Origin of the sequence: Microcella pacifica, from assembly GCF_009371975.2 — a bacterium.
Lineage (GTDB): Bacteria > Actinomycetota > Actinomycetes > Actinomycetales > Microbacteriaceae > Microcella > Microcella pacifica.
On the sequence record NZ_VIKT02000004.1, the window covers coordinates 23,328 to 46,281 of the forward strand.

At 69.7% G+C, this 22,954-nt stretch carries 37 protein-coding genes and 1 tRNA gene; 2 read left to right on the forward strand and 36 right to left on the reverse strand.

The features are described 5' to 3' along the window. Positions 1-54: 54 nt before the first annotated feature. From FK219_RS14215 to FK219_RS03270, 28 genes are all read right to left on the reverse strand, one after another. Entirely contained in the window at positions 55-354 is a 300-nt protein-coding gene (locus tag FK219_RS14215) for an HNH endonuclease (protein ID WP_152582984.1), read from the reverse strand. 208 nt (positions 355-562) lie between these two features. Beyond that, on the reverse strand, positions 563-775 hold the full coding sequence (locus FK219_RS03145; RefSeq protein WP_152582985.1) for a hypothetical protein: 213 nt from the start codon (positions 773-775) through the stop codon (positions 563-565). Between the two features lie 232 nt (positions 776-1,007). Continuing rightward, positions 1,008-2,213, reverse strand: coding sequence for a hypothetical protein (locus FK219_RS03150; protein ID WP_152582986.1), 1,206 nt, complete (start codon positions 2,211-2,213; stop codon positions 1,008-1,010). Continuing rightward, positions 2,200-2,433, reverse strand: coding sequence for a hypothetical protein (locus tag FK219_RS03155; protein ID WP_152582987.1), 234 nt, complete (start codon positions 2,431-2,433; stop codon positions 2,200-2,202). Before FK219_RS03155 ends, FK219_RS03150 begins: the two co-directional genes overlap by 14 nt. A gap of 299 nt (positions 2,434-2,732) precedes the next feature. Further along, positions 2,733-3,098 carry a hypothetical protein gene (locus tag FK219_RS03160; RefSeq protein ID WP_152582988.1) on the reverse strand — a complete coding sequence of 122 codons (366 nt, stop codon included), beginning with the start codon at positions 3,096-3,098 and terminating at the stop codon, positions 2,733-2,735. Positions 3,099-3,317: 219 nt separating this feature from the next. Beyond that, positions 3,318-3,458, reverse strand: a complete 141-nt coding sequence (locus FK219_RS03165) for a hypothetical protein (protein WP_165638030.1) — start codon at positions 3,456-3,458, stop codon at positions 3,318-3,320. Continuing rightward, complete coding sequence (locus FK219_RS03170) at positions 3,455-3,937, reverse strand: XF1762 family protein (protein WP_152582989.1); 483 nt, start codon at positions 3,935-3,937, stop codon at positions 3,455-3,457. The genes FK219_RS03165 and FK219_RS03170 overlap by 4 nt, the downstream gene beginning before the upstream one ends. 382 nt (positions 3,938-4,319) lie before the next feature. After that, positions 4,320-4,784 (reverse strand): hypothetical protein, encoded by a 465-nt coding sequence (locus FK219_RS03175; protein ID WP_152582990.1) that lies wholly within the window; start codon positions 4,782-4,784, stop codon positions 4,320-4,322. After that, a complete protein-coding gene (locus FK219_RS03180) occupies positions 4,781-5,788 on the reverse strand; it encodes a hypothetical protein (RefSeq protein WP_152582991.1) in 1,008 nt (335 codons plus the stop codon). Before FK219_RS03180 ends, FK219_RS03175 begins: the two co-directional genes overlap by 4 nt. A 119-nt stretch (positions 5,789-5,907) precedes the next feature. After that, positions 5,908-6,036, reverse strand: a complete 129-nt coding sequence (locus tag FK219_RS13905) for a hypothetical protein (RefSeq protein WP_268888641.1) — start codon at positions 6,034-6,036, stop codon at positions 5,908-5,910. Between the two features lie 29 nt (positions 6,037-6,065). Continuing rightward, positions 6,066-6,530, reverse strand: a complete 465-nt coding sequence (locus tag FK219_RS03185) for a single-stranded DNA-binding protein (protein ID WP_152582992.1) — start codon at positions 6,528-6,530, stop codon at positions 6,066-6,068. Continuing rightward, positions 6,527-6,769 carry a hypothetical protein gene (locus FK219_RS03190; protein WP_152582993.1) on the reverse strand — a complete coding sequence of 81 codons (243 nt, stop codon included), beginning with the start codon at positions 6,767-6,769 and terminating at the stop codon, positions 6,527-6,529. The genes FK219_RS03185 and FK219_RS03190 overlap by 4 nt, the downstream gene beginning before the upstream one ends. Next, the gene (locus FK219_RS03195; protein ID WP_152582994.1) at positions 6,766-7,383 is read right to left on the reverse strand and encodes a helix-turn-helix domain-containing protein; all 618 of its coding nucleotides are present in this window, start codon (positions 7,381-7,383) and stop codon (positions 6,766-6,768) included. The genes FK219_RS03190 and FK219_RS03195 overlap by 4 nt, the downstream gene beginning before the upstream one ends. Before the next feature lie 330 nt (positions 7,384-7,713). Next, positions 7,714-8,481 (reverse strand): hypothetical protein, encoded by a 768-nt coding sequence (locus FK219_RS03200; protein ID WP_152582995.1) that lies wholly within the window; start codon positions 8,479-8,481, stop codon positions 7,714-7,716. Between the two features lie 53 nt (positions 8,482-8,534). Then, a complete protein-coding gene (locus FK219_RS03205; protein ID WP_152582996.1) occupies positions 8,535-8,987 on the reverse strand; it encodes a hypothetical protein in 453 nt (150 codons plus the stop codon). Next, positions 8,984-10,699 carry a DNA cytosine methyltransferase gene (locus tag FK219_RS03210; RefSeq protein ID WP_152582997.1) on the reverse strand — a complete coding sequence of 572 codons (1,716 nt, stop codon included), beginning with the start codon at positions 10,697-10,699 and terminating at the stop codon, positions 8,984-8,986. Before FK219_RS03210 ends, FK219_RS03205 begins: the two co-directional genes overlap by 4 nt. Continuing rightward, positions 10,696-11,088, reverse strand: coding sequence for an HNH endonuclease (locus FK219_RS03215; protein WP_152582998.1), 393 nt, complete (start codon positions 11,086-11,088; stop codon positions 10,696-10,698). Before FK219_RS03215 ends, FK219_RS03210 begins: the two co-directional genes overlap by 4 nt. Further along, a complete protein-coding gene (locus tag FK219_RS03220; protein WP_152582999.1) occupies positions 11,085-11,693 on the reverse strand; it encodes a DUF2637 domain-containing protein in 609 nt (202 codons plus the stop codon). The genes FK219_RS03215 and FK219_RS03220 overlap by 4 nt, the downstream gene beginning before the upstream one ends. Before the next feature lie 2 nt (positions 11,694-11,695). Beyond that, positions 11,696-12,148, reverse strand: a complete 453-nt coding sequence (locus FK219_RS03225) for a hypothetical protein (protein ID WP_152583000.1) — start codon at positions 12,146-12,148, stop codon at positions 11,696-11,698. Next, positions 12,145-12,597, reverse strand: coding sequence for a hypothetical protein (locus FK219_RS03230; RefSeq protein ID WP_210416759.1), 453 nt, complete (start codon positions 12,595-12,597; stop codon positions 12,145-12,147). The genes FK219_RS03225 and FK219_RS03230 overlap by 4 nt, the downstream gene beginning before the upstream one ends. Further along, on the reverse strand, positions 12,594-12,926 hold the full coding sequence (locus FK219_RS03235; RefSeq protein WP_152583001.1) for a hypothetical protein: 333 nt from the start codon (positions 12,924-12,926) through the stop codon (positions 12,594-12,596). Before FK219_RS03235 ends, FK219_RS03230 begins: the two co-directional genes overlap by 4 nt. Next, positions 12,910-13,671: a hypothetical protein gene (locus tag FK219_RS03240; protein ID WP_152583002.1), complete on the reverse strand. Its 762-nt coding sequence runs from the start codon at positions 13,669-13,671 to the stop codon at positions 12,910-12,912. The genes FK219_RS03235 and FK219_RS03240 overlap by 17 nt, the downstream gene beginning before the upstream one ends. Continuing rightward, positions 13,668-14,636, reverse strand: a complete 969-nt coding sequence (locus tag FK219_RS03245) for a YqaJ viral recombinase family protein (protein ID WP_152583003.1) — start codon at positions 14,634-14,636, stop codon at positions 13,668-13,670. The genes FK219_RS03240 and FK219_RS03245 overlap by 4 nt, the downstream gene beginning before the upstream one ends. A 2-nt stretch (positions 14,637-14,638) precedes the next feature. Further along, positions 14,639-14,911 carry a hypothetical protein gene (locus FK219_RS03250; protein WP_152583004.1) on the reverse strand — a complete coding sequence of 91 codons (273 nt, stop codon included), beginning with the start codon at positions 14,909-14,911 and terminating at the stop codon, positions 14,639-14,641. Then, complete coding sequence (locus FK219_RS03255; RefSeq protein ID WP_152583005.1) at positions 14,904-15,251, reverse strand: hypothetical protein; 348 nt, start codon at positions 15,249-15,251, stop codon at positions 14,904-14,906. The genes FK219_RS03250 and FK219_RS03255 overlap by 8 nt, the downstream gene beginning before the upstream one ends. 3 nt (positions 15,252-15,254) lie before the next feature. Then, positions 15,255-15,584 (reverse strand): hypothetical protein, encoded by a 330-nt coding sequence (locus tag FK219_RS03260; RefSeq protein ID WP_152583006.1) that lies wholly within the window; start codon positions 15,582-15,584, stop codon positions 15,255-15,257. Continuing rightward, positions 15,581-15,982 carry a hypothetical protein gene (locus tag FK219_RS03265; protein ID WP_165638031.1) on the reverse strand — a complete coding sequence of 134 codons (402 nt, stop codon included), beginning with the start codon at positions 15,980-15,982 and terminating at the stop codon, positions 15,581-15,583. Before FK219_RS03265 ends, FK219_RS03260 begins: the two co-directional genes overlap by 4 nt. Positions 15,983-15,996: 14 nt before the next feature. Next, entirely contained in the window at positions 15,997-16,548 is a 552-nt protein-coding gene (locus FK219_RS03270; protein WP_152583008.1) for a hypothetical protein, read from the reverse strand. A gap of 87 nt (positions 16,549-16,635) precedes the next feature. On the opposite strand from FK219_RS03270, the gene FK219_RS03275 reads away from it, so the two are divergent. After that, positions 16,636-16,896: a hypothetical protein gene (locus FK219_RS03275; protein WP_152583009.1), complete on the forward strand. Its 261-nt coding sequence runs from the start codon at positions 16,636-16,638 to the stop codon at positions 16,894-16,896. Between the two features lie 11 nt (positions 16,897-16,907). Here the strand turns inward: FK219_RS03275 and FK219_RS03280 are convergent, their stop codons facing one another. From FK219_RS03280 to FK219_RS03295, 4 genes are all read right to left on the reverse strand, one after another. Then, positions 16,908-17,096 (reverse strand): helix-turn-helix domain-containing protein, encoded by a 189-nt coding sequence (locus FK219_RS03280; protein ID WP_152583010.1) that lies wholly within the window; start codon positions 17,094-17,096, stop codon positions 16,908-16,910. Positions 17,097-17,454: 358 nt separating this feature from the next. Next, positions 17,455-17,528 (reverse strand) — tRNA-Ile (locus FK219_RS03285). Between the two features lie 55 nt (positions 17,529-17,583). After that, positions 17,584-18,849 carry a glycosyltransferase gene (locus tag FK219_RS03290; protein ID WP_328821585.1) on the reverse strand — a complete coding sequence of 422 codons (1,266 nt, stop codon included), beginning with the start codon at positions 18,847-18,849 and terminating at the stop codon, positions 17,584-17,586. A gap of 106 nt (positions 18,850-18,955) precedes the next feature. Beyond that, positions 18,956-19,873, reverse strand: coding sequence for a DMT family transporter (locus FK219_RS03295; RefSeq protein WP_152583011.1), 918 nt, complete (start codon positions 19,871-19,873; stop codon positions 18,956-18,958). Between the two features lie 41 nt (positions 19,874-19,914). Between FK219_RS03295 and def the strand changes: the two genes are divergently transcribed. Further along, positions 19,915-20,481 (forward strand): peptide deformylase, encoded by a 567-nt coding sequence (def, locus tag FK219_RS03300; RefSeq protein WP_152583012.1) that lies wholly within the window; start codon positions 19,915-19,917, stop codon positions 20,479-20,481. Positions 20,482-20,519: 38 nt separating this feature from the next. Here the strand turns inward: def and FK219_RS03305 are convergent, their stop codons facing one another. The 4 genes from FK219_RS03305 to FK219_RS03320 are packed head-to-tail and all read right to left on the reverse strand — an operon-like array spanning position 20,520 to position 22,919. Then, positions 20,520-20,834 (reverse strand): AzlD domain-containing protein, encoded by a 315-nt coding sequence (locus FK219_RS03305; RefSeq protein WP_152583013.1) that lies wholly within the window; start codon positions 20,832-20,834, stop codon positions 20,520-20,522. Next, positions 20,831-21,598 (reverse strand): AzlC family ABC transporter permease, encoded by a 768-nt coding sequence (locus FK219_RS03310; RefSeq protein WP_152583014.1) that lies wholly within the window; start codon positions 21,596-21,598, stop codon positions 20,831-20,833. Before FK219_RS03310 ends, FK219_RS03305 begins: the two co-directional genes overlap by 4 nt. Next, positions 21,595-22,008, reverse strand: coding sequence for a response regulator (locus FK219_RS13410; protein ID WP_152583015.1), 414 nt, complete (start codon positions 22,006-22,008; stop codon positions 21,595-21,597). The genes FK219_RS03310 and FK219_RS13410 overlap by 4 nt, the downstream gene beginning before the upstream one ends. After that, positions 22,005-22,919, reverse strand: coding sequence for a sensor histidine kinase (locus tag FK219_RS03320; protein ID WP_152583016.1), 915 nt, complete (start codon positions 22,917-22,919; stop codon positions 22,005-22,007). Before FK219_RS03320 ends, FK219_RS13410 begins: the two co-directional genes overlap by 4 nt. Positions 22,920-22,954: the final 35 nt, after the last annotated feature.

A 22,954-nucleotide genomic window follows, 5' to 3' on the forward strand; every position in this document is an offset into this window, starting at 1 on the left:
TGTTCGTGTTCGATTGCGGCTTGCTTGCACACTGCCTGGTGCGTGTGCGCGCCCCTACCAGTGGCGGGACCGCACCCGGGCGTAGCGTGGCGGTTCGCGGTTTCCTCTTGAGCTGTTGCATCCGTAGTGGGCGGGGCGCAGGTTCTCGAGTTCCCAATAGCCGCCGTGTGAGCGGGGGATCACGTGGTCCATCGACGGCCCCAGCGGGTGAGCTTTGCGGAGACCCCACTGGATGGGGCCTTTTTCTCCGCGGCACAGCCAGCATGTGGCCCCCGGGTAGCAGACGATCGCGAGGAGACGCTGACGCTCTCGGCCAGACGGCTCACGGTCTGGGCCGTTGTGCCGGTTCGGCATGGCCTACAGGTCGGGCGTGCTCATCGCCGAGTCACTCGCGTTGCGGTGCGTGGTGTGCGAACCTCCACCGGGCCGTGCTGCGGGCGTACCTCACCGGTCGGCATCACTGCCGCGCTCGAGGCTGCGGGCATCACTGCCAGGGTCACGCCCATAGCGAGTGCTGCTGCGGTGCGCGGCGCGATCGCGCGTGCGTTCTCTCGATCGAGGGTCATGCTGTCGGCCCCTTCCGTCTGGCGTCCCATGCTCTACCGCGGTCGGCGTTGCGACGCATCGTGTCTCTCAGGACCGCCTCGCCCTCGGGCGTCGCCCGGAAGACGCTCTTGCCGACCATCTCGGCCAGCCCTGTGCGGGCGAGCTCGGCGAGGGTCGGTACGCGCTCGAGGTCGGGCGGGTGGTGATCTGCTGGGATGCCGTGCGCCACGCTGGCCTCCCCTGTTCTTGGGCGGGGCCGGTCGACTCTGCCTCTTGTGCAGCCCCGGCCCCGCCGCCCCGTCACTCGCGCCGGGTCACGCGCCGCGCATTGTCACAGCGTCCGCGGTTGCTGCCGAGCACACGCTCGGTGGTCTTACTGGCAGGCCTCGCAGTGCAGCATGTCCATCGGGTCGACCGGGACGCTGTACTCATCGGTATCTGCCTGCTGGCCCTCGTCGGGGTCAGAGGAATGCGACATCGGACCATCCCATCGGTTCGTGTTCTCCCACCAGGAGCGCCAGGATGCCCGAACGCGCGAACTTGCCCGTCGTGTCCCGGAGCCACTTCGAGCCGCCGTCGCACGAGGGACACTGATGCACCGTCGCGCTGCCGAGGTCGAAGGACTGGTAGTTGTGTCTGTGCGCCGTGATCCACACGCGCGCTCGGTGTGCCTGCTCGTCGCCGCGGGCCTGGCCGTTCAGCCACTTCTCGAAGCCCGTCGCGTCAGCGCCGGGAATCTTGTGTCCGTGGTTGAAGCCGACGAGCACGCCCGCGATGTCGGTGAAGACGTTCATCTCGTCGTGCGGGATCGTCCAGCGGATGCCGTCGAACTCCGGCCGGCTGGAGAGGATGCGTCGCAGGGTCTCGGCGAGGAACGCCGACCCGTTGTCCGAGTCGGACGTGATCGACTGCTTCGCGCCGCCCTGACGGCCAAACTCCATGTGGTTGCAGAGCACGCTGACGAACTGGCCCGCCTCGAACTGCGGGAACAGCTCACGGCTGTACGCCTCCCACACGTCGAGGACGAGGTTCATCTGCTTTCGCAGCCCGCCCTGGACGGTGTGAGTCTGCGACGGGTAGTTACCTGCGATGCCCTCGCCGGGGTCGCCGTTGTTCACGAGCACCAGCTCGGTGATGTTCCGTCCGCCCTTGCGCTGACGGCGCACCCAGGACTGGAAGTTCTCGAGCCCGTCGTAGAGGCGCTGCTCGGTCGCCTCGATGCCGCCGCCCTCGGACTTGCCGATCTGCATGTCAGCGAGGTTCAGCACGGCGGCGCTCGGAGCGCCCAGACCGGTGCCGGGGATGCGGCGAGGGAGTCGCCACGTGCGGATGCGCTTCTGAGCCGCCTCGATGTCCTCCTCGGTGACGAGCGAGGTCGCGCGGCGACGGAACTGCGCACGGTACGAGTAGAGCTGCACGATGTCGCGGTCGCCGGAGTCGGTGCGCTTGGACTGTTGCCAGGTCGAGCTGCGCACGGTGTCGCCGATGATTTCGAACGCTGACGGGTCGAGGTTGAACCGCTCGAATATGTGCGTCCAGTCGGTGATCGGCTCGTCCGACGTGATGCCGCTGAACTCTCCGCCGTCCGGGCCAAGGTCGGCCTTGCCGAGGGGCTCGTCGCGCTCCGGCCGATCCGGGCCGTGCGCGGCGTCCTCAGCGATACCCATAGCGTTCCTGCCGCACCTTGCCGATCGACTGCGGCGACGCCTCGAGGCCGTGGCGGGCGAACAGGGCGCGCACGTCTACGTGACGCCACTCGGGGTCGGCCATGATGCGATCGACGGCAGCGCGGTCCTCTGCGGAGAGCGACTCGAGCCACGCATCGATCTTGCCGAGCTTGCGCTCCGGCGTGGGCGGGCCTGCTGCTACCTCTTCTGCGATCGACATCGACGCTCCCTTCTCGGGTAAGACTGCGCCCCGCTCATCCAGCGACCGTCCGTTGTTCGCATGGCAGCCCGTGGCTGCTGACCTCGAACGATTCCGCTTCGTCTTGCGGAGCGGGGAGGTCTTGCGCGGTTGGTGAGGACAGGTGGCGGCGGGGCGAAGCTGCGACCGGGCACTGGTCGCAAGCTCTAGAAACGCGAAGACCCCGGGGTTCTCCCGGGGTCACGAATCGCGCAAGCGAAGCTTAACACACAGAACGGCACTTTTGACACCTATGTTCGGAACAGACTTTCGAGCGCTCCCTAAGCCCGCGTGAGCGGCTGGTAGTCGAACCTGATCGGCATCGGCTCCGGCTGGTCATCGTCCACCAGTCGACGGCGGTAGACGTGCCGGATCGAGCCGAATGCTTCTACCTCCTCCGGGCGCGCCACGAATCGCGGCTGCTCACCGTCCGCAGCGGCCGGGTGCTCGTGGAGGATCAGCGGCGCGTCGAGGTCGCGCAGTGCGCGCCGCTCGCCGTCCCGGGGACCACCGACCAGCTCTACCTCTGTGCGCTCGGGCCGCGGATAGACCGTCTCCCACGCCTCGCGGATCGGGCCGACCGGCTCAAGCTCGCGAGCGTCGAGGTCGTACGGGTTCCCCTCGAGCGGGTCGTCGGTCTCACTCATCGGCTTTCCCGGAAAACTGAGAAGTCGCGCCGAGGCAGATCGGAGTGCAGGGGTCGCCCACGGCGTCCGCGTTGTACCCGTACGGCAAGCCCGACTCGCTCCCGCAGCGGGACTTTCCGCGATAGCTGCCCTCGGCGTGAACGGGGCTTGGCCCCTCGGTGATCTTCATGCCGCAGTGCTTGCAGGGACGACCATCCGCGCGCGGCGTCGGTGGCCAGGTCACGATGCCTCCCCTGAACCGCGGGGCTCGAACTTGAGCACGACGCACGGGAACGGGCAGACGTAGACCGTCCGCTTCGCTCGGTCGATGAACACGCCGACCCAGATGTCGAACCAGAGGAAGCTCAGCGTGACCTTCATCGGTCACCCTCCCCTGAACCGGGCGAAGTCGGGGCAGTCTCCCAGAGCGTGCGCGCGATGCTCTCGGTGCCGCGCGGCGAGCGTGCTCGGCTCGGCGTATCCCACCCTCGGCGAGGCGGGCGTGAGGCGAGCACTCGATACCCGGCCGCGCGCAGCGACGCTCCGCTCTCGCCCTCCTGCGTGTAGGTGATGAGGCGGTCATAGCCGAGCCCAAACGCGACCTGGCGTGCCGCCCCGTAGAGCTTCGAGTTCGCGTTGCGGGTGCCGTCCGTCGCCGAACGAATGACCTCGAGCGTCGTCCCCTCGGCGTCAATGACGCGGCTCACCGGGCGGCCGACGATCGCCACCCCCACCAGCTGCTCACCGCGAGCGACTCCGATCGAGAACTTGTGCCCTCGCGGCGGCTCGTGGTGGCGGTGATGCTCAGCGACGAACGCGCACGCTGTCGCGAAGCTCACTGGCACGATGCGCAGGCTCATGAGCCGTCCCCGGAATCCTGCAAACTACGCAAGGCGAGCTCTACCCTTCGCTGAGCGAAGGATCGGCCGAACGACGGTGCGCCCTCGTGTTCGCGCACCCCGGAGAGCACGCGAACGGGAACGGGGTCGTAGGTGACCCTCTCGGCAGTCCTGTCACCCCAGGTGTAGTTGCGGAAACGGTGCAGCGTCTGGTGTCCCCGCGGGAGCCCGCACCGCCAGTGCGAGTACCCGCCACGCGACTCGTTCTCGCGCCAGTCGGGCGACCACGGGCAATCGTTGCAGCGCCCCGAGAGTCGCTGCCTGACGTCGAACAGGAGTATGCGGAACTCCGCCCAGGTCGGCCACCATCCGAATACTCGAAGTCGCATCGGCATCGGCTTGCTCATCGTTCTGTCTCCTCTGAAATCGGTAAACCAGGGACGAGAAGCGTGAGCGGCCAGCGCCCTTCGGGCAGGTCGGCGAGCCACCCATTGTTCTGCTCGACCTCGCCCGCGGTCTCTCCCTCGGTCGGAATGCCGACGTAGAACAGCTCGCCGTCACCGGTCACGCCCAGCAGCATCGGCTCATCGATGGGCGTCGAAACAGCGCACCACGGCAAGCTCTCGAGCTCAAGGTACTCCGCGACCTCCTGCTCGCCGCGGAACGTCGTCGGTGCAGGCGGGGCTGCGGTCTTCGATCCCTTCGGCCGGCCGCGACGCTCCCGCATCCGCTTGTCCATCTCGAGCAGCGCATCCTCCCGCACCATGCCCGCCGTGATCGACAGGCCCGACTCGCCCCACCGCTTGATCGTCCGCTCCGACCGCTCGACCCGAGCCGCGGCCTTCTCGATGCTCAGGAACCGAGTCACGACGACTCCGCCGTCTCAGCGTCGACCACCGTGTCGCCCGGCGTCTCCGCCAGCTCCTCCGCGAGCGCCTGGAGTGCTGCCGCCCCGTCGCGCCCGGCCACGGCGTCCCGGATCGCCGTCACCGCCAGCTTCACGCCGCCCGCCATGAGGTCGCCGTTCGCGTAGTTCGCCCGGACGTGCTGCCCGAGGTCTTCGGCGATGAGCGCGAGCTGCTCTCCGATTGCGGGCACCGCGCCGATGATCGCCGCCGCAGGCACACCGAACCGGCCCGCGCGCTGCACGCCCTCCGCATTGTCGAGGACGTACTGCACGCCCGCCCCGATCGCCTCGCTGAGGTCGATGTCCTGCGGCTTCATCGTCGTCTTCTTATGCTTCTCGTCCATGTCACTGCCTCTCTCTCTGCGGCCCTCCCGAGCGTGCTGACCAAACGCAGCCGCCCACAGACCGTCATCGTCCTTGTCCGTCTTCCTCCACCCGCACGACGCGCACGCGAACCACGACCGCGCGAACCGATGCCGAGGCGGCGTGACCTTCACCGACCGCGTGCCGCACTCCGGGCACGGCTGACTCGCCCACCGGGCGCGATCCTCCAGCGGCCACCGAGCGAGCGCCCGCGTGATCGTCCAGAACTCCGGGTGATCCTCCAGCTCGTGCGACATCACCAGCCGCCACCACTCGAGCACCGCGTCAGCGTCGTTCGCGAGCGCGTCGAACGTGCTCAGCACGAACCGCACCGCCTCGAGCGCCTGCGAGTACGCCGTGTCGCTCGCCGCGCCCGGCTCAAGCTTCCCGCCGCCGATCACGTGCATGATGTCCGCCGACGCATCGAGCAGGTCCGCCGCGACAGGTGCGGGGGTGCCCTCCGGCGTCGACCCCGAGACCGTCGTGCGGTCGTAGGCCGTCGCTTTGAGCGGGTCCGCGATGCTGCGCAGCAGGCCTACCAGCTCGGGTGCCGCCTCGATGCGACGACGGAGACGGTTGTAGCATCGGTCGCAGATGAGCACGCCGTCTCGAGCTTCGACCGGCGCGCACCCGCGGCACTCACCATCGTTCGATCCGAAGCCCGAGCACGTCGCATAGTGGACTCCCGCGACAGTGCATCCGCGAACGCAGGGACGGCCGCTCAAGACAGCACGCCCGCGATCACGACGACCGACATGACCAGCGCGGCCAACGCCAGCAGCCCGGCGAGCCCGAGGATCGGCCCCGCGAAGTAGTAGCCGAAGTAGTACGCCGAGATGTAGCGCCGCACGCGACGCTCCTCCCTCGTCCGCTTCACCATCAGAACGGCGTGTCGTCGGACCACGGCTCGGACTGAGCGGGCTGCTCGGTCGACCATGACTCCGTGGCCGGCTGCTGCGCGCTCGGCGACGAGCTGCGGTCAGTCGCTCGCGTCACCTGAGCGGTCTGCCAGCGGAGCGCCGGGCCAATCTCCAGCACGTCGAGCTCGAACACCGCCCGCTTCTCACCGCCCTCGGTTTCGTAGCGGCGCTGCTTGAGGCGACCCTGCACGATCACCCGAGTGCCCTTGGACAGCGACGATGCGACGTGCTCGGCGTGCTCACGCCACACGCTGCCGCGGAGGAACAGCGGGTCGCCGTCCTTCATCTGGCCCGACTCTCGGTCGAACTCGCGCGGGGTCGACGCGACGGTGAAGTTCGCGACGGCGAGCCCGCTCTGCGTGTAGCGCAGCTCGGGATCGGCGGTCAGGTTGCCGACGATCGTCAGCACGGTTTCTCCGGTCATCCGGTGATCCTCCTCAGGTTGTTGGGGTGCATCGCGTCGGCGGCTGCCTCAGCGTCTTGGTCTCGGTCGAATCGGTGGAAGGCCCGCACGGTGGCCTGGTGGCGACGAGCGGCTGCGAGGGTTTGGAACCGGAAGCCCGCAGAGCGGAGGTCGGCGAGCGCTCGGCGCTCGGCTCCGTCGACCTCGGCGAGCACACGGTCCAGGACGGTGTGCCGGTTCCGGTCAGCTCGAGTGCTCACTCAGCCAGCCCCTCGGCTTCGGCCTCCGCTTCGGCGCGGAGCCACTGGTCGTGCCGCTTGCGTGCAGAGGCGCACCCACCACAGGCGAAGTCGGTTCCGTGCGGCTGGTGCTTCCGGCAGAACGGGCTCGGTTCGGTCTCGTCGCGAGCGTCTCGCGATGGTCCCCGGCCCCCCTCCCCGGCCCCCTCCTCGCGACCGTCCTCCCGGCCCTCCTCCCCTCCCCCCTCTACCGCGAAGGTCTCGCGAGAGGCTCGCGAAGACCTCGCGAGCGGTTCGGTGCTCGGTGGTGCCGGGAGTCTCGACCTCGAGCCGCGGTCGACGGACGGCCAGTCGGTCAGGGCGAGGAGCTTCCTCCCGTTGATCGAGTACGTCTCGATGTACCCGACCTTCACGAGCGCTCTCAGGTGCTCCCGGATCGTCGCGTCCGTCACTGCCGTGTCGAGCGGCCAGAGCTGCCCGCGGATCAGCGCCGGAGTCGCGGAGCCGCGGCCCTCGTCGTCCACGTAGAACCGGAGGCCGATCCCCGTCAGTCTCACCGGAGGCGGCAGCTCCATCAGCGTCTCGTCCGCGAACATGCTCGGTGGCACGGCGCGCTGTCTGTTCGTCAAGGTCATGGCGTGCGATCCCTCGGAAGATGGTCTTGAGCGCGAGCCGCACGAGGTCGGCCGCGACGCGGAAACACTCGGTCCAGCCGCGAGCGTTCGGGAGTATGTGGGCGCTCTCGTCGGCGTCGGCGAAGGCCTTCGGGAAGTGCTTCGCCAGCTCGCGCAGGGCGTAGCGCTCGTACCCGGCCGGGGTGTCGCGCCACAGAATGAGGATGCGACCACCCGTGGCGGTCAGGCGTCGGAGGCGGTGCATCTTCCACGCCCGGCCGACCTTGAGGATGCCCAACTCCTCCCACCAGACCGCGTACGTGATCGCACGCTCCGGGATCACCAGAGTGCTCATGCCGCCCTCCCTGTGTAGATGTCCCACGCTCGCGCGATCGCGCCGGAGCCAGGGAACAGGTCGTCCAGTTCGTCGCCATGCGTCGCGCCGAGCAGCTCGAACACCCAGCGAGCAAATCCGGCCGGCTTCGCACCCGTCACGCGCTCGGGGTCGGTCGTGCGCGCAGAGACACCGAGCACGAGACTGTCGACCCGTCGCGTCGCACCGGCGCCTCGCGACACGTCGCGTAGTGCGGCCGCTACGCCTGAGCCGTCGAACGCGATCGCCGCGACGTTTTCACCTGGTCGACGCGACACGTCGTGTCGCACCGTGGCCGTGGACGAGGTGTCGTCGGAGGATCCTCGCGACGTGTCGTCCCCGACGTCGAGCACGACAGGTCGAGCGCCGAAGTAGATCACCGGCTCCCATGCGTTGACGATGACCTGTCGGCGGTTTGGCCGCTCGCCGCGGTGCCATGCTGCGACTCGAGAGCCCTGCGGGCAGAGCGAGAGCACATGCTGGAGCGCCGACGCCGATGTCGACAGCGCCCAGCCGTCGTACTCCGAGAGGCGAGCGACCAGCTCGACGTGATCGACCTCGCCCGCGTAGTCCCGGTGTTCGCCGTAGTAACGGCGAGACTTGCCCGGATAGGGCGGATCGGCGTACGCGAACCGCATCGGCTCAAGCACGCCCGCCGCGCCCGCCGCGCCGCGCGCGGAGCCGACCGCTCGGATGAAGCGGTTCCGCGCTTGGCGGCAGCGCTTCGAGCACGTGATCGCATCCACTCGAGCCGCCTCCGGGATGGGACCGCGACACCAGCGGCACGCCCGATCGGCGGTCATGCTGCCACCGCCTGTGCGGCCCAGTAGTCGCGAGCTGCGAGCGCTACCGTGCGCATCGCCCGCTGCGGGGTGCGCCCCGTGCCGCGGCGTCGCGCCGAGTTGACCGCGTTCGTCACGGGCTCCAGGTGGAACTCGTTCACGCAGAACCGGTAGCGGCACACAGGGTAGACGTGATCCAGGAACGGACGGTCGTTCGGGACCGCGCCGAAGCGGAGCATCCAGACGACGCGGTGCGCTCGGACGACGAGCGAGCGGGACTGCGGGAGGCGGATCACGCCGTACCCCTCCGACGACATCGCGCCGGTCCAGATGTCGCAGTCGTCCTCGCCCGCGTTGCGCGTGTCGATCTTCGCCGTCAGGCGAGCGCGGAACTCCTCGTCGTCGCGCAGCTCGAGCACCGCCTCGGTGACGTGCTCGGCGACCGTCGCGTGCCAGCGCTGCTCGCTCATGCGAGTGCCGCCTTGACGTGCTCGCCGATCCAGTGAGACGTGTTGACCGGCACGGCGTTGCCCGCACCCTTCGTCGTCTCGGACTTGTTCGCCGCCGACGTGTCGTACTCCTCCCAGAACCGCTGCGCGCGAAGATGCTCCCGCGGGCCGAGCATGCGGAACCGCACGTCCTCGAGCTCGAACGGCAGCTCGCCCTCGTACATCTCCGTGGGGCGCTTGCGCTGCGGGATCACGAGCGCGTGATTCCCGCCCGTTCCCGTGATCGCGTGCGTCGGCTCCATCACCGACGTGTTCAGGTGTCGAGCCTCGCCCTTCTGCGTGTACTGGCGCGACAGGAACGCTCCAGGCGGCACAGCGAGCCCGTGGTGATTCCCGCCCGCGGTGACTGCCGCGAGCGCCTCTTCGGACGAGCGCGCGGTGCCGGTGCCATGCATGTCGGCGACGTAGGGCGGCACCACGAGGTTGTGGTGCGCGCCGCCCGCGACGACGGTCCCGAGCGAGGTCATGCCCGGATCGGTGCTGCGGCGCTCGCTGCCCTTCTGCTCTCCGTACTGCTGGGAGAGGAACGGCGGGAACGCGAGGCCGTCGCCGATCTTGGTCGAGCGCGTCGGCAGCGGCCCGCTCTCGAGCATCTGCGCTCGGTGGTCCTGGTCGTGGTTGATCGCCGTGAGGTACGGCGGGACGCTGAGCGCGTCTCCGGTGCCGCCCGCCTGCCGCGTCATGAGCGGCCCCTCGTCGGCCGCGAACGCACGGTAGTAGGCGCGCGGGTCGAGGTAGCGCGGGTGCGCCGCGTTCGCGGCATCCCACGTCTGGCCGTGGTGCTGCACGACGGCCGGGCGAGCGAACATGCGAGCGCCGACCTCGACGCGACGCATGGTCGCTGCCGCGAGCGCCCGCATGCCGAGCGACTCGCGGTCGCCGATGCGCGTTCCGAGGTCGCTCCAGTCGATCACCGCGGCAGCGGGCAGGACGTAGGGCTCGACCACGTGCCGCGCGTGCTGGTTCGCCGCGCACACGTAGACGTACTGCCGCCCGTACTTGCCGACCTGGATCGGGAGCGACTTCTTCCAGTCCTGCCGAGACTCCACCACCGCGTCGCACTGAGAGCACCACGCCAGCGGGCGGGGCTCAATGCGGGCGATCTTGACGCCCGGTGCGGCGAAGACGATGTAGATGCGGTCGCGCCACTGGCCGGCCGGAGCGTTGCCCGGTCCGTAGATGTGCGCCGCGGACACGTTGACGATCTGCCACGTGTACCCCATCGCCTCCCACATCTTGAGCCACGCCGGGAACAGCGGCCAGGCCGCGACCTCGGGCACGTTCTCGATCATCACGGCCTTGAAGCTGCGAGCCTCGGTGGCGCGGATCGGGTCGAACATCGTCGCCCTGCTGCGGTCTCCGGCGTCGGTCGGCACGTAGTCCTCGAACAGGTCGAGGTCGGCTGCGCGAGCGCGCCTGCGTCCGCCCGCGGGGCTGTGCCACGTGCATTCGGGCGAGGCCCACAGCACGTCGGCGTTCCTCGGTAGGCGGCGCATGTCGTAGCCCGAGAGGTCGCCCTGCACGTGGTCGGCGGTGCGGTGGTTGGCGCTGTGAACGGCGATCGCCTTGTCCCAGTGGTTGTACGCGGTCGCCAGCTCGTAGCCAGCCTCCACGAGACCGGACGAGCTGCCGCCGAAGCCCGCGAAGAAGTCGAGGAACCGAGGGCCGTTCACGCTGCCACCTCGGGCGGGGTCTGCGGTTCGCTCCACACGCCGCCGTCGTCGTCCAGGTAGACGAGCCCGTAGAGCACGTGCGCGACGGGCACCTGGCGCGGGTCTTCGTGCGACTCAACCGTGAAGCCGAGTTGCCGCGCCTCCGCGGGCTCGGCGTGCGCCCAGCCGTGACAGCCGGTCGTGCCGGAGCCACACAGCAGGAGCCCGTTCGATACCTCGTCGCCGCCGCGACGCGACTTGAGCTTCCGGTGGTGGCGCGACGCCCCCTCGGTGATCGCGATGCCGCAGCACGCGCAGCACTGCCGCTCGCGCTGGTCGATCTTCTTGTTCCGCTCCTGGAGTGCGCGACCGGTGAGGATCAGCGGCGGGGTCGGCTTCGGGTGGCTCACGCTGCGTTCTCCCTCAGAGCGCCGAGCATGTCGGGCTCTTCCTGATCCTCGGCGTCGAACAGGGTCGGGCCGGGCTCAGGGCGCGGCTTGCGCTTCCGAGCGCGCGGCGCGCGGCGCTGCTTCGCTCGTGGTCGCGGCGGGCGGATCGGCTTCGTGACGACCAGCCAGAGCACTTCGGTCATCGCGAGGATCAGCCACGGGGCGAGCGCGTTCGTGAGCGCGCCGAGCGCTGCGGGGATCGAGTCGAAGCCGGTCTCGGCGACCGTGTGGAGGAAGTTCGCGCCGGACGAGAAGATCGTCAGCGCGAGGATGCCGACCAGGAGGCGGCGTGCGCGGATGCCGCGCTTGCGGAGCGCCCCGCGGGCGAGCGTGAGGACGATCAGGGGAATGTCGATCATCACGGGCGTGAGCCAGAGGAGCCGCTCGTGGAGGAGCTGCTGCTCCGCGACGTAGATGAGCCCGTTCCAGGAGGTCATCACCGCGGCGAGCAGCGTGAGCACGACTCCGGCGACGATCGCGCGGTGCCAGCCGATGTGATCGGGGTTGACGGTCTCGGCCGCTCCGGTGCGGTGCTTCTTCCTCGTGGTCTTCGTGACTCGGGTCATGGTCAGTCTCCTTGCCGGTAGGTGCTGAGCACCTGATCGAACGGGATTCGGTCGGTCCACGAGAAGCCGGTCTCGACAGACACCGTGGTGCGGTTCACCTTGCGGACGGTGCGCCACCCGGTGCTCGTCTTCACGGCGTCAGCGCCGACGATCTGGTCGCGCGTGAAGGGCACGCGGCCCTCCTCGGCGCGAGCGGCGTCGAGCTGCTTCGTGATCGCCTCGACGGTGCGCTCGGCCGCGCTGAGGCGGTCGAGGCTGCGGGCGTAGCGGGCGAGGAGCGCGTCGGCGCTCGCGTCCGCGCTCACGCTCGGCGTGCGGCGGATGCCGGACACCATGCCGGGGTCGCTCGGCGTGCGCGCGGTGACGAGCTTGTCGACTTTCGCGTGGTAGCTCCGCACGGCGTCCAGGTGCGCCTGCGCGCGCTCGAGACGGACGGCCAGCTTCGCGGCGCTCATCGGTGCTCGGGGCGCAGGTTGGCGTTGATCGATCGCAGCACTTCGATGTCCTGCGCGATCGCCTTCGCGTAGTCGCGGGCGAACTCGTAGAGCAGCCACGCCGTGTCGAGGGCGTCCTGCGCGGCGATCATTCGCTCGTCGGCGTGGGCGAGCATCCGGCGCTCGGTCATGTTCGCGCGCGGGTACTCCTCGGCAAGGTCGCGGACGACCTTCGCGAGCGTCACCCGCATCGCGTTCTCGGCCGTGCGCAGCTTCGCGCGGTAGGCGTTCAGGGCGTGCGGTGCTCGGGCGTTCGCGCTGCGCGCGTGGATGAGCGCGCCCATCGCCTGCATCGGCGTCGGGAACATCTCGAGCAGCTCGTCCTCCGAGAGTGCCGCGAGGTTGAGGGGCACCAACTCCATGCCGATGTCCTCGGTGACCTCGCCCGTGATCGGGTTCGTCTCGGTCACGAGACGCCCATCCCGAGGGAGTAGCCCTCACGGACGCCGGAGGCGACCATCTCGGCGACGGTGCGCTGATCGTTCAACGAGGTCTGCCACTGGGCCACGATGCGCTCGGCAATGTTGTCCGCATAGTCCTTGACCGGCTGCTGCTCGGGCGCACTCTCGGTGCCGTCGATGTCGCTCGCGCGGACTCCGGCCGCGAACAGGCGACGGGCGATGCCGCTGAGCGTGGCGTCGCCACCCTCGGGCAGGGTCGCCTTGCTCAGCTCCCGGTAGAGGTCCACGAACTCGCCCTCGAACTGCTCGGCGTACTCCGGCTCAGCCACGAGGGCCACGCGGCTTCTGCTTCTGCGGGCGACGAGCGCCCTTGGGGCGGCGCACCGTCTCCTCGAGGCGTACCTTCGGCGGCGTCGGGACCGGGCGCGGCGACGCTGCCTGCACGGCCCGCTCCGGCTGCGGTGCCACGATGCCGCCCTGCGCAAGCTTCGGCGTCGGGGTCGGCGTCGGCATGATCGCAGCCTCGGGGCCGGTCTCGCGCAGCTCGCGGATGCGTCGGCGGATTGCCCGCTCGAGTTCGACGGTCACTGCGCGCGCTTTTTTCGCCTCGGTGTGGAGCAGGCCGACCGCCGCTGGCGTCTCGGCGGCGGCGAGGTCGGCGAACCAGTCGCGCCCCGTCGAGGCCGCTTGCGGCGGGTCCACGGTCAGCGTCTCGTCGGGCTCGCGTCGCTCGCCGATCACGTCGCGGAACGCGCGGCGCAGCGCGGCGCGGATCGCGAACGCGCCGAACAGCGCGATCGGCTTCCGGCCCCACAGAGCGCGCCAGTCGTCGTCGGCGGGGAAGGCTTCGTCCCATCGGACGATTACGACCACGGGGTGATCCACGCCCTTGCGGTAGACCGTCGCGCGGCAGAGCGCCGGGTGCGGGTTGTCTTCGGTCGGGAGCCACGCGCTCGTCCACTCGCGGCCGTCGTCGCTGAACTCCGGCGCGTCCGTGCCGTTCCACTCGCCGGTCCCAATCGCGATGCGCTCGTACTCGGCGAGGGTCTGCTGAACCTCCTCGAGAGTGGTCTCAGTCGTCATGCCTTCTTCTCCTTGGTCGGGGTGATCGCGAGCCGCGTTGAACGGACCGTCTTGTGATAGATCGCCGTCGCCGCCTTCGAGGCGTCCGCAGCCCGCTCGAGCAGGTCGGCGTGACCTGCGAACGACTCGGGCTCGGCCTCGGCCCAGGCTTCGGCGTCGAGCGCCTCCTTCTCCGAGACGGTGTACACGAGCTGCGCGGCCCGGCCTGCGAGCTTGAGCCCGTTCTCCTCCGCACCCTCGGTCGCCGCGATGTGCGCCCGGATGCGCTGCTCCGCGGCCTTCTCGTCCGCCGCAGCGTCGTTCTTCCGCGAGCGGGCGTCGGCGAACAGGGCGAGCGCGTCGTCCAGCTCGGGGTCGAGGTCGTCGGTCTCGGGCGCTCCCGCGTCCCACCACTCGAGGAACTTGTCGGCCTCGTTCACGAGCCTCTCGATGCGGCGCTCGTCGCGCTCGATCCACACGTACTGCGGATCGTCCAGCTTCGGCTCGCCGTCCTCGCCCATGACCTCCCAGAGGTACAGCCAGCGCGGACGCCCGGTGACGTACATGCCGAACTGGCACTGGTCGTAGTGGTCCTCGGGCGGCTCGCTCTGGTCTGCGCCGAAGTCGAGGCTCTTGACCTCCGCGCCTGCCGTCGCGCCGATGCCGTCCGGCGTCGCGCCGTGTCGTGAGTTCTCGGCGTGGACGAACAGCCGCGCGTTGGGCTCCATCGTCGGGTCGAGAAACTGGCTGATGTAGTCGATGAGGAAGGCCTCGCGGTGCTTGCCGCGGCGGGTGCTCGCGGTGCCGAAGAACTTCGACCCGTTGAGCTTCGAATCCAGGATGCGGAGCCACGTCGAGCGGCCTCCGACCGCGATCGAGTGGACCTCGGAGGCGGTGACGCGGCCCGCACGGGCATCCAGCCACTCCTGCTCGGTGGCTTCATCCTCGGTAACGGATACGAGGGGCGGCAGGGTCTCGGTCTTCATGGTCAGGCGTTCCTCTCGTCGGACGTGTACGGGCACTTGATGCAGCCGAAGCGGCGCGAGCGGGTCTCGAAGAAACGCTCGGGCCACCCGCAGTGCGGGCAGTCGGCGTCGATCGCGACGCGGAGCCCGTCGCCGCCGAGGGTCGGGTCGCCGTGTGCCTTGCGCTCGTCCGGCGCGTCGATCGGGCGCTCCGGCTCGCGGGTCGCGACATCGACTGCGCGCATGAAGCCGCTGATATCGGGCTCGATGACGACCTCGACCACTCCGCTACGCATCGTCCGCCTCGCCTTCTCGGCGGAACGTCGTCGCGAGCGGGTCGCCGACGCCGAAGTCGAAGTCGAGAGTGCCGCCGTCGACGCGCTCGGCGCGCACGCGGCCCATGACCTCGAGCACCGCTTCGATGTCTTCCTGGTCCTGCACAGGCTCGATGAAGATCACGCCAGCGGTCGGCGTGTACGTATCGCCGTTGTCGCCGTGATCCACCGTCGTGCGCGCGCAGTCGATCACCGCGACGACGAGATGCCTCGACTCGGGGTGACGGACCAGCTCGCCTTGGAGCAGGTCGAGCCCGCTCCGGTCGGCTTCCGGCAGACGGCCGGACAGCTTCACTGCCATGTCTCAGTCCTCCTTGCTCGCGAGCGTCCACACGCGCGCGTTCTTCCCGGTCGGCGTCTTCCGGTAGTCGCCCTCGCCGTGCTCGAGCAGACCCTTCTCGGCGAGCTCGGCGCGTGCCGAGCGGATTCGCTGAGGCGTGTATCGCGACCCGCTGTACTCGCCCCACTCCACAAGCTCGTGATCGGCGAAACCGTCGATCGGTCGCGCGTGGAACATCGAGAGCACTTCCCCCTGCGATGCCGTGAGCTGTGCGTCCCGGCCGGCGTCGACCGACGTGACGGGATCGACCGTGCGCGATCGCGGGTTCACGCCGTCGAGCACGAGACTGCTCATGACGCCACCACGCGGACGGTCGAGCCGAGGTCGTACTGCGTCTCGGCGTCGCGGCGGGCGGCGTACCGCTCGGCGCGAGCGATGCGCTTCTCGTCGCGACTCGCGCGGCGCAGCCGCTCGGTGCGGGCAGCGCTGTTCGTCTCGCGGTGCGCGCGCTCGTCGGCGCGTGCGGCGGCTCGGGTCTCGCGCAGCGGAGCATCCGGCGCGGTCTCCGCACGGTAGCCCTCGGGGCCGTCCGGTGAGAACCGGCCGACCGCGCGCGTCGCCGTCGAACTCATCGGGAAGCGCGTGGCGACCGCGATGTCGTCGCCCGAGTACCAGAAGCCGTCCGCGAGCGGCGCGCTCTCCGCCGTCTCAGCGATCAGCGAGACCGGGTACAGCATCGACTCGAGGCTCATCCTCGCCGTGCCCATCAGATCGCCCGCCCGAACACTGGGTGCAGTGCTAGCAGGCGACCGCCGCGCGGTCGCACCTCGGTCACGACGTGGCCGCATCGCTGCTTCCAGATCGTGAGCGCGACCTTCTCTCGGCCGACCGGGCCGTCGCTGGCACTGACGATCATCAGCGTCGCGCCGCGATACCAGCCGAGCTTGCCCGTGAGCGCGCCGCTGCCCATCTGCCGGGTGAAGACCTCGAACGTCGCCTCTCCCCACGCCGCCTCGGCCAGCGAGACCAGCTCGTGGCTGGGCAGGTAGCGGGAGATGCGGGTGAAGATGCCTGCCTGCTCCGAGAGCCGCGCCGTCGAGAGGGGCTCGAACAGGTCGTCGTGGCGGCGACCGTCGATGTAGTCGTCCCAGATTGCGTACGCGGCGTCGAACCGGTCGGCGTCGGTGACCTGAGGCCCGATGCGGTCGAGGGTGTCGAGTCGCAGATCGGCGTACGCCGCGCGAGCGTCGTACTCGGCTTCGAGCCAGGCCTGCTGACCCTCTCGGATGGTCTCGTGGTTGATGGTGCGAACCGTCATGATGTGCCCTTCATTGGATGATTCGGTCTGTGTGAAGTTGTCGTGTCGCCGCTACGCGGCTTGGAGCGCGGCGGTACTCTCGCTCTCATGGCAGGCAGGCGGCGGCGCGTGCGAGACATGAAGTTCGACGTGACGAGCGACGACCCGATGGACGCCTACGAGCCCGACCTTGAGGTCGCGGTCCCCGAAGGTGTGGAGTTGCGCCTCACCCATGAGGTACTCGGGATGCAGAATCGCGCTGCCACCGACGCCGCAGATGCTCCCGAACGTGCGGGAGCGATTCACCGGCTGTGGCTGTGGAAGGCGGTTCTGACTCTCGCAATGCGAATCGATGAACGCAGGAGCTGAGGCCGCGGCGCTCATGACGCCGAACTCGCAGGAGTGAGCAACTTCTTAACGTCCGAGCGGCGAAATCTGTACTGCCCGCCCGGCGTCACCGCGGAAGGCTTGAGCAGGCCAGCCTTGACCCATCTACGTACCGTGGACGAATCGACGCGGGCGATGGTCGCCACGTCGTGAGTTGTGATTGTCACATCTTCTTGGGTCATGGCCCAGATCATGACATGCGCGATTCGCACTCGTCAAGGTGAAATACACATGTTCTTAGATATTGCGCGAAATGCACGGCATGTCATATGCTCTGGGTCATGACCACAGAACAGCCAGCAAGCAACTGGATTCCCGATGTCGCCACATTCGGCGCGCGCCTCGCGCTCGTGCGCTGGCGCATGGGATGGAACCTCAAGGAAGCTGCCGTCGAGTGCAACCTCACGCAGAACTCCTGGGGCAACTGGGAGACGGGCTCGATGCCCCGCAACTACATCGAGGTCGTCAACCGCATCGTGCTCCGCACTCAGGTCAACAAGCTCTGGCTCATGACCGGCGAGGGCTCGCCCGAAGATGGAGTAGGGCGGACGGGACTTGAACCCGTGACCGATGGATTATGAGTCCACTGCTCTAACCAGCTGAGCTACCGCCCCGAGGCCCGACGGGCGAGCCGCTCACACTCTACCGAGCGCGCGCTTGTGACCGGCATCAGTCGCGCGACGAATCGGTGCTCTGCGTGTCGTGGCCGCGCGCGTCGGACTCGCTCGAGACGGGCGCCGGCACGTGCTCGCCCCGGTAGAGCGCCTCGAAGGTGTCGAGCGTGCGGTTGATGTCGTGGTCCGCGACGATCGAGAGGCTCTCGCGCTTGAGGGCGAGCAGCTCGTCGTGCGGCATCGTGAAGACCTTCGTGAGCAGCTCCGCGAACCGCGGCACGTCGCCGGGCTCATAGAGGTAGCCGTTCTCGCCGTCATGGATGAGGTGCGGCAGGGCCATCGCGTTGGCGCCGATGATGGGCAGCCCCGAGGCCATCGCCTCCATGGTCGCGATCGACTGCAGTTCGGCACGCGACGGCATGGCGAAGACGGATGCCCGGGTCAACTGCTGCTTGAGGTACGACTCGGGCGCATGGCCGGCGAAGTGCACGCGGTGCGAGATGCCGAGCTGCGCGGCGAGCCGCTCGAGCGCGGGCCGCTGCTCGCCATCGCCGATGATCTCGACCTTGACGTCGAGCTCGGGGTCGAGCATGGCCGCGGCGCGCAGCAGCTCGTCGATGTGCTTCTCTGACTCGACACGGCCGAGGAAGAGCACGACGTTCTCGCTGCGCGGCTCGAGGTTCGGCGTGTAGTGGTCGATGTGCAGGCCGCAGCTGATGGGGTAGACGCCCTTCAGGTACGTGTAGCGCTCGATGTAGTCGGCGGCCTTGCGCGTGGGCGTCGTGACGGCCTCGGCGAGCCCGAAGGTGCGCGCGGCGGCGTTCCACGCGGCGCGGATCGCCGGCTCACGCAGGGGGCCGATGAACGGCGTGAACTGCAGGCCGTTCTCGGGCATGAAGTGGTTCGTGCCGATGAGGCGGATGCCGCGCTTGACCGCCTCTCGGGCGAGTCCTCGGCCGACGACGATGTGGGACTGGAAGTGCACGACGTCGGGCTTGATCTCATCGAGAAGTCGGGCGGCGTTCGGCTCGATGCGCCACGGCAATGCGTAGCGCAACCACGGGTGCGGGTACCAGCGCCACGAGCGCAGTCGATGGACGGTCATGGGCTGGCCCTCGTGAACCTCGATCGCCGTGGAGTTGGGCCCGGATTCGGCGCCGGGAGCGACGACGTGCACCTCGTGCCCGCGCTCGACGAGGCCGGCGGCGAGGCGCTCGGCGAACTTTGCCGCACCGTTCACGTCGGGCGCGAACGTGTCGCCCCCGATGAGGACGCGGAGCGGGCGGGCGGTCTCAGCACCCGTGGGCGGTACGTCAGGCACGTCGATGAGGTTCCTTGAGGTGATCGGCGGACGCCGCCGGGGGCGCCGCGGTCGCGAGGGGACCGTCGACCTACGCTATCGCAGGACGGGTCTCCGACAGGCGAGTTCAGCGGTGCGTCTGCGGGTGGTGCTTGGCGAGCTGGATGACGCCGAAGATCGCGACCACGCCGACGACGACGGCTGCGATCGCGGCCACGGGCGGGATGAGCGATGCCTCGCCGAGCACGATGACGCCGATGAGGACGGCGACGAGCGGGTCGACGACGGTCAGGCCCGCGATGACGAGATCGGGTGAACCCACGGAGTATGCGGTCTGCACGAAGTATCCGCCGAGCACCGCCGAGGCGAGAAGGGCGACGACGGCGACGACGGTGAGCCAGTCGAGGTTGCCGTTGAGGATACGGTTGAGGACGACCTTCGCGAGGGTTGCCACGAAGCCGTAGAGCACGCCGGCCCCGACGATGTAGAACATCGCTGTCGCGGTCTTGCGCAGGAGCGCAAAGGCGACGCCGAACCCTGCCGTGACGAGCCCCAGCACTCCGAGCACGATGAGCAACTGGGTCTGCGTGATCTCCTGCTCCACCGCGTACACGGCCGCGATCGTCACGAAGACGCCGACCCCGCCGACGCACAGGACGATCGCCCGGATCGCCCTGCGGTCGAGCTGGATTCTCGACACCCGGGCGTTGACGATCGCGGTGATGACGAGCGCGACGACGCCGAGCGGCTGCACCACGATGAGCGGCGCGAAGCCGAGAGCCGTGAGCTGGAAGACGACGGCGAGGGCGAGCATGAGCGAGCCGAGCACCCAGGACGGGCGTGCGAGCAAGTGCAGAACCTGTCGGAGGCTCAGACCCGACTTGGTGCCGTCGCCGTGCATCGCCTCGACCTTGCCGACCCCGCGGTGCTGGAACTGCGCGCCGAGGGAGAGAAACACGGCGCCGACGAGCGCGATCGGGATGCCGATGGCCTGAAAAGGGGTGAGGCTGATCTGCTCGGTCAACTCACTCAGCTCGGGCGGCACCCGGTCAATCTACCGCTCTCGCACTCGATATTCTGAGCAGCATGGCCGTGCTTCCCATCCGCATCACCGGCGAGCCGGTACTGCACTCCCCCGCCGCCCCCGTGGGTACCGTCACCGCCGAGGTGCGCGCCCTCGTCGCCGACATGATCGAGACCATGAAGGCCGCCCCCGGCGTGGGTCTCGCCGCTCCGCAGGTGGGGGTGGATGCGCGCATCTTCGTCTACGACTGGGTCGACGACAGCGGCGAGCGGCACCACGGCACGGCCATCGACCCCGAGCTGCTCGTGAGCCCTCCCCCGCTCGGGGAGGCGGACGAGGACGAGGATTCCGAGGGCTGCCTCTCGGTGCCCGGCGAGCGGTTCCCCCTCCTGCGCTCCGCGCACGCGCTCCTGCGTGCGACCGACCTCGAGGGGCGCCGTTTCGAGCTCGAGGCCGACGGCTGGCTCGCCCGCATCCTGCAGCACGAGTACGACCACCTGCAGGGCATCCTCTACGTCGATCGGCTCGCGCACCCGCACGGGAAGGCCGCCCTCAAGGCCATCAAGAAGCAGTCATGGGGCGCGCCGGGGCAGAGCTGGCTGCCCGGCCGCGATCACCTCGAGGACTGACGCACGCCCCGCACGCGCGCCGCGGGTTCTCGGGCGCGTCAGGCGGCCCAGCCGAGCATCCGCAGCAAGGCCGCGGAGGCGGCCGCCGCGACGATGACGAGGATGAACGGCGCCCGCACCGCGAGGAGACCCGCCGCGACCACGAGGGCGGGCAGCCGCGCGTCGAGCGTGAGCTGCTGCCCCACGCTCACCGTCTGGACGACGATGAGCGCCGACAGGAGCGCGACGGTCGTGAGGTTCGCCGTGCGCGCGGCCGTCGGCGTCTCGAGCACGCGCGGGGGCACGAGGTAACCGACGAGCTTGAGCGCGAGCACCGCGATCGAGGCGAGCAGGATGATCTGCCAGAGCGTCATCGGTGGGCCTCCCCCGCATCGGGCGCGGGCGGGCCGTGCTCGTCGAGTGCCGCGTCGTGCGCGCGCAGCGGTTCGGTGCCGGGGCGCCGGCCGAACAGGTCGGGCAGCCCCACCACGAGGGCCACGAGGGCCGCGACGAGCACCGGGAGGCCCGGCGGCAGCACGGGGATCGCGACGGCGGCGACGACCGCCGCGGCGACCGCCACGACGACGGGCTGCAGCGCCGTGAGTCGTGGCCAGACGAGCCCCAGGAACGCGGCGGCCGCGGCGGCATCGAGGCCGAACCGGCTCACGTCGCCCAGCAGGTCGCCGAGGAGCGCTCCGGCGAGCGTCGTGAGGTTCCAACCGACGTAGATGACGAGGCCGGTCATCCAGAAGCCCCACCGCTGACCCTCGAGCGTCGGCTGGGCGGTCGCGACCGCGGTGGACTCGTCGATCGTGAGGTGGCCGGCGGCGAGCCGCTTGACCCAGCCGGGCCCCACGATGGGCGAGACGCGCACCGCGTAGAGCGTGTTGCGCAAGCCCAGGAGCGTGGCGCCCGCGATCGCAGCCGGGCCCGCCGCCGTGCCGCCCGAGGCGAGCACGCCGATGACCGCGAACTGCGAGCCGCCCGAGAACATGACGAGGCTCAGCACGCAGGTCTGCCAGACGTCGAGGCCCGCCGTCACCGCGAGCGCGCCGAACGACACGCCGTAGGCCGAGACCGCGAGGCCGACCGCGAGCGACGCGCGCCGGGCATCCCGCCGCGATGCGACATCGCTCACGCGCGCGCTCGTCCGGTGGTCGCGGCGGCCAGCACCGCCGCGAGGAGCGCCTCGGGCTCGACGTCCTTGTAGAGAAGCGCGTCGGCGCCCACCTCGGCGGAGGGGCCGACGAAGTCCTCCAGGTCGAGCGCGGTCATGAGCACGATGCCGGGCGGGCCGCCCTGCTCGCGCACCTGCGCGTCCGTGCGAATCCGCTCGGCCGCGGCGAGCCCGCCGACGCGCGGCATGCGCACGTCCATGACGACGACGTCGAGCGGCATGCGCCGCGCGAGTGCGAGCGCTCGCGCCCCGTCGGGAGCCTCCGCGACGACCTCGATGTCGGGGTGAGCCTCGAGGACCATGCGCCAGCCGAGCCGCTGCTGCGAGGAGTCGTCGACGAGGAGCGCCGCCACGGGCTCGACCGTGCTCATGCCGACCCCGGGGAGGGGAGGCGCGGCGCCGTCATCGTCGAGCGGAGCGAGGGGAAGACGACCGCGAGGGAGAAGCCCACGCCGGGAACCGGGGACGCGGTCAGGATGCCCCCGTACAGCTCGGCGCGCGATCTCATCTCGCGGATGCCCTGCCCCGTGACCTCGTCGGTGAGCGCTCGCAGATCGTCGTCGAGGGTGTAGGCGCGCTGCTTGGCGTCATTCGGGTCGACGCCCTCACGCCGGGCCGCCGCGCGCGCCCCGTCGTCCTCCACCTTGATCTGCAGCCCGTCGGCCGACCAGGTGAACGAGACGCGAGCCTGCGTGCCGACGCCGCCGTACGTGAGAGCGTTCGCGAGGGCCTCCTGCAGAATGCGGTAGATGGCGAGCTCGACGCCCTGCATGAGATCGATGGGCTTGCCGTGCTCCTCGAAGACGACGTCGAGACCCGAGTCGCGCATGACGGAGAACAGCTCGCGCGTCGAGCGCAGCTGCGGGTGCGGCTCGACGCTCGCCTCCCCCTCGCGCACGACGCTCATGACTCGACGCAGATCGGCTTGCGTCGCCCGCGCCGTCTCCGCCATCGCCTCGGCCGCACGGGCGGCCGCCGCCGGGTCGCGCTCGGCCGTGTACCTGATGCCGTCGGCACGCGAGATGACGGTGGAGATGGCGTGCACCGACAGCTCGTGCAGCTCGCGGATGACGCGCAACCGGCCCGTCTGCTCCGCAAGGGACAGCTCGAGGTCGATGCGCTCGCGCTCCGCCGCCGTGCGGTCGAACGCCGTGCGTCGAGCGTGGGACCGGGCGCGCAGCCACGCGACGAGGAGCACGACCGTGAGGAGCAGCAGCAGAACCGCCGAAGGACCGAGGACGAGCACGAGGAACATCGCGTTCGCGGAGATCCACTCATCCATGATGCGCTCCTGACGCTCGGGCCCGCGCGGGGCAC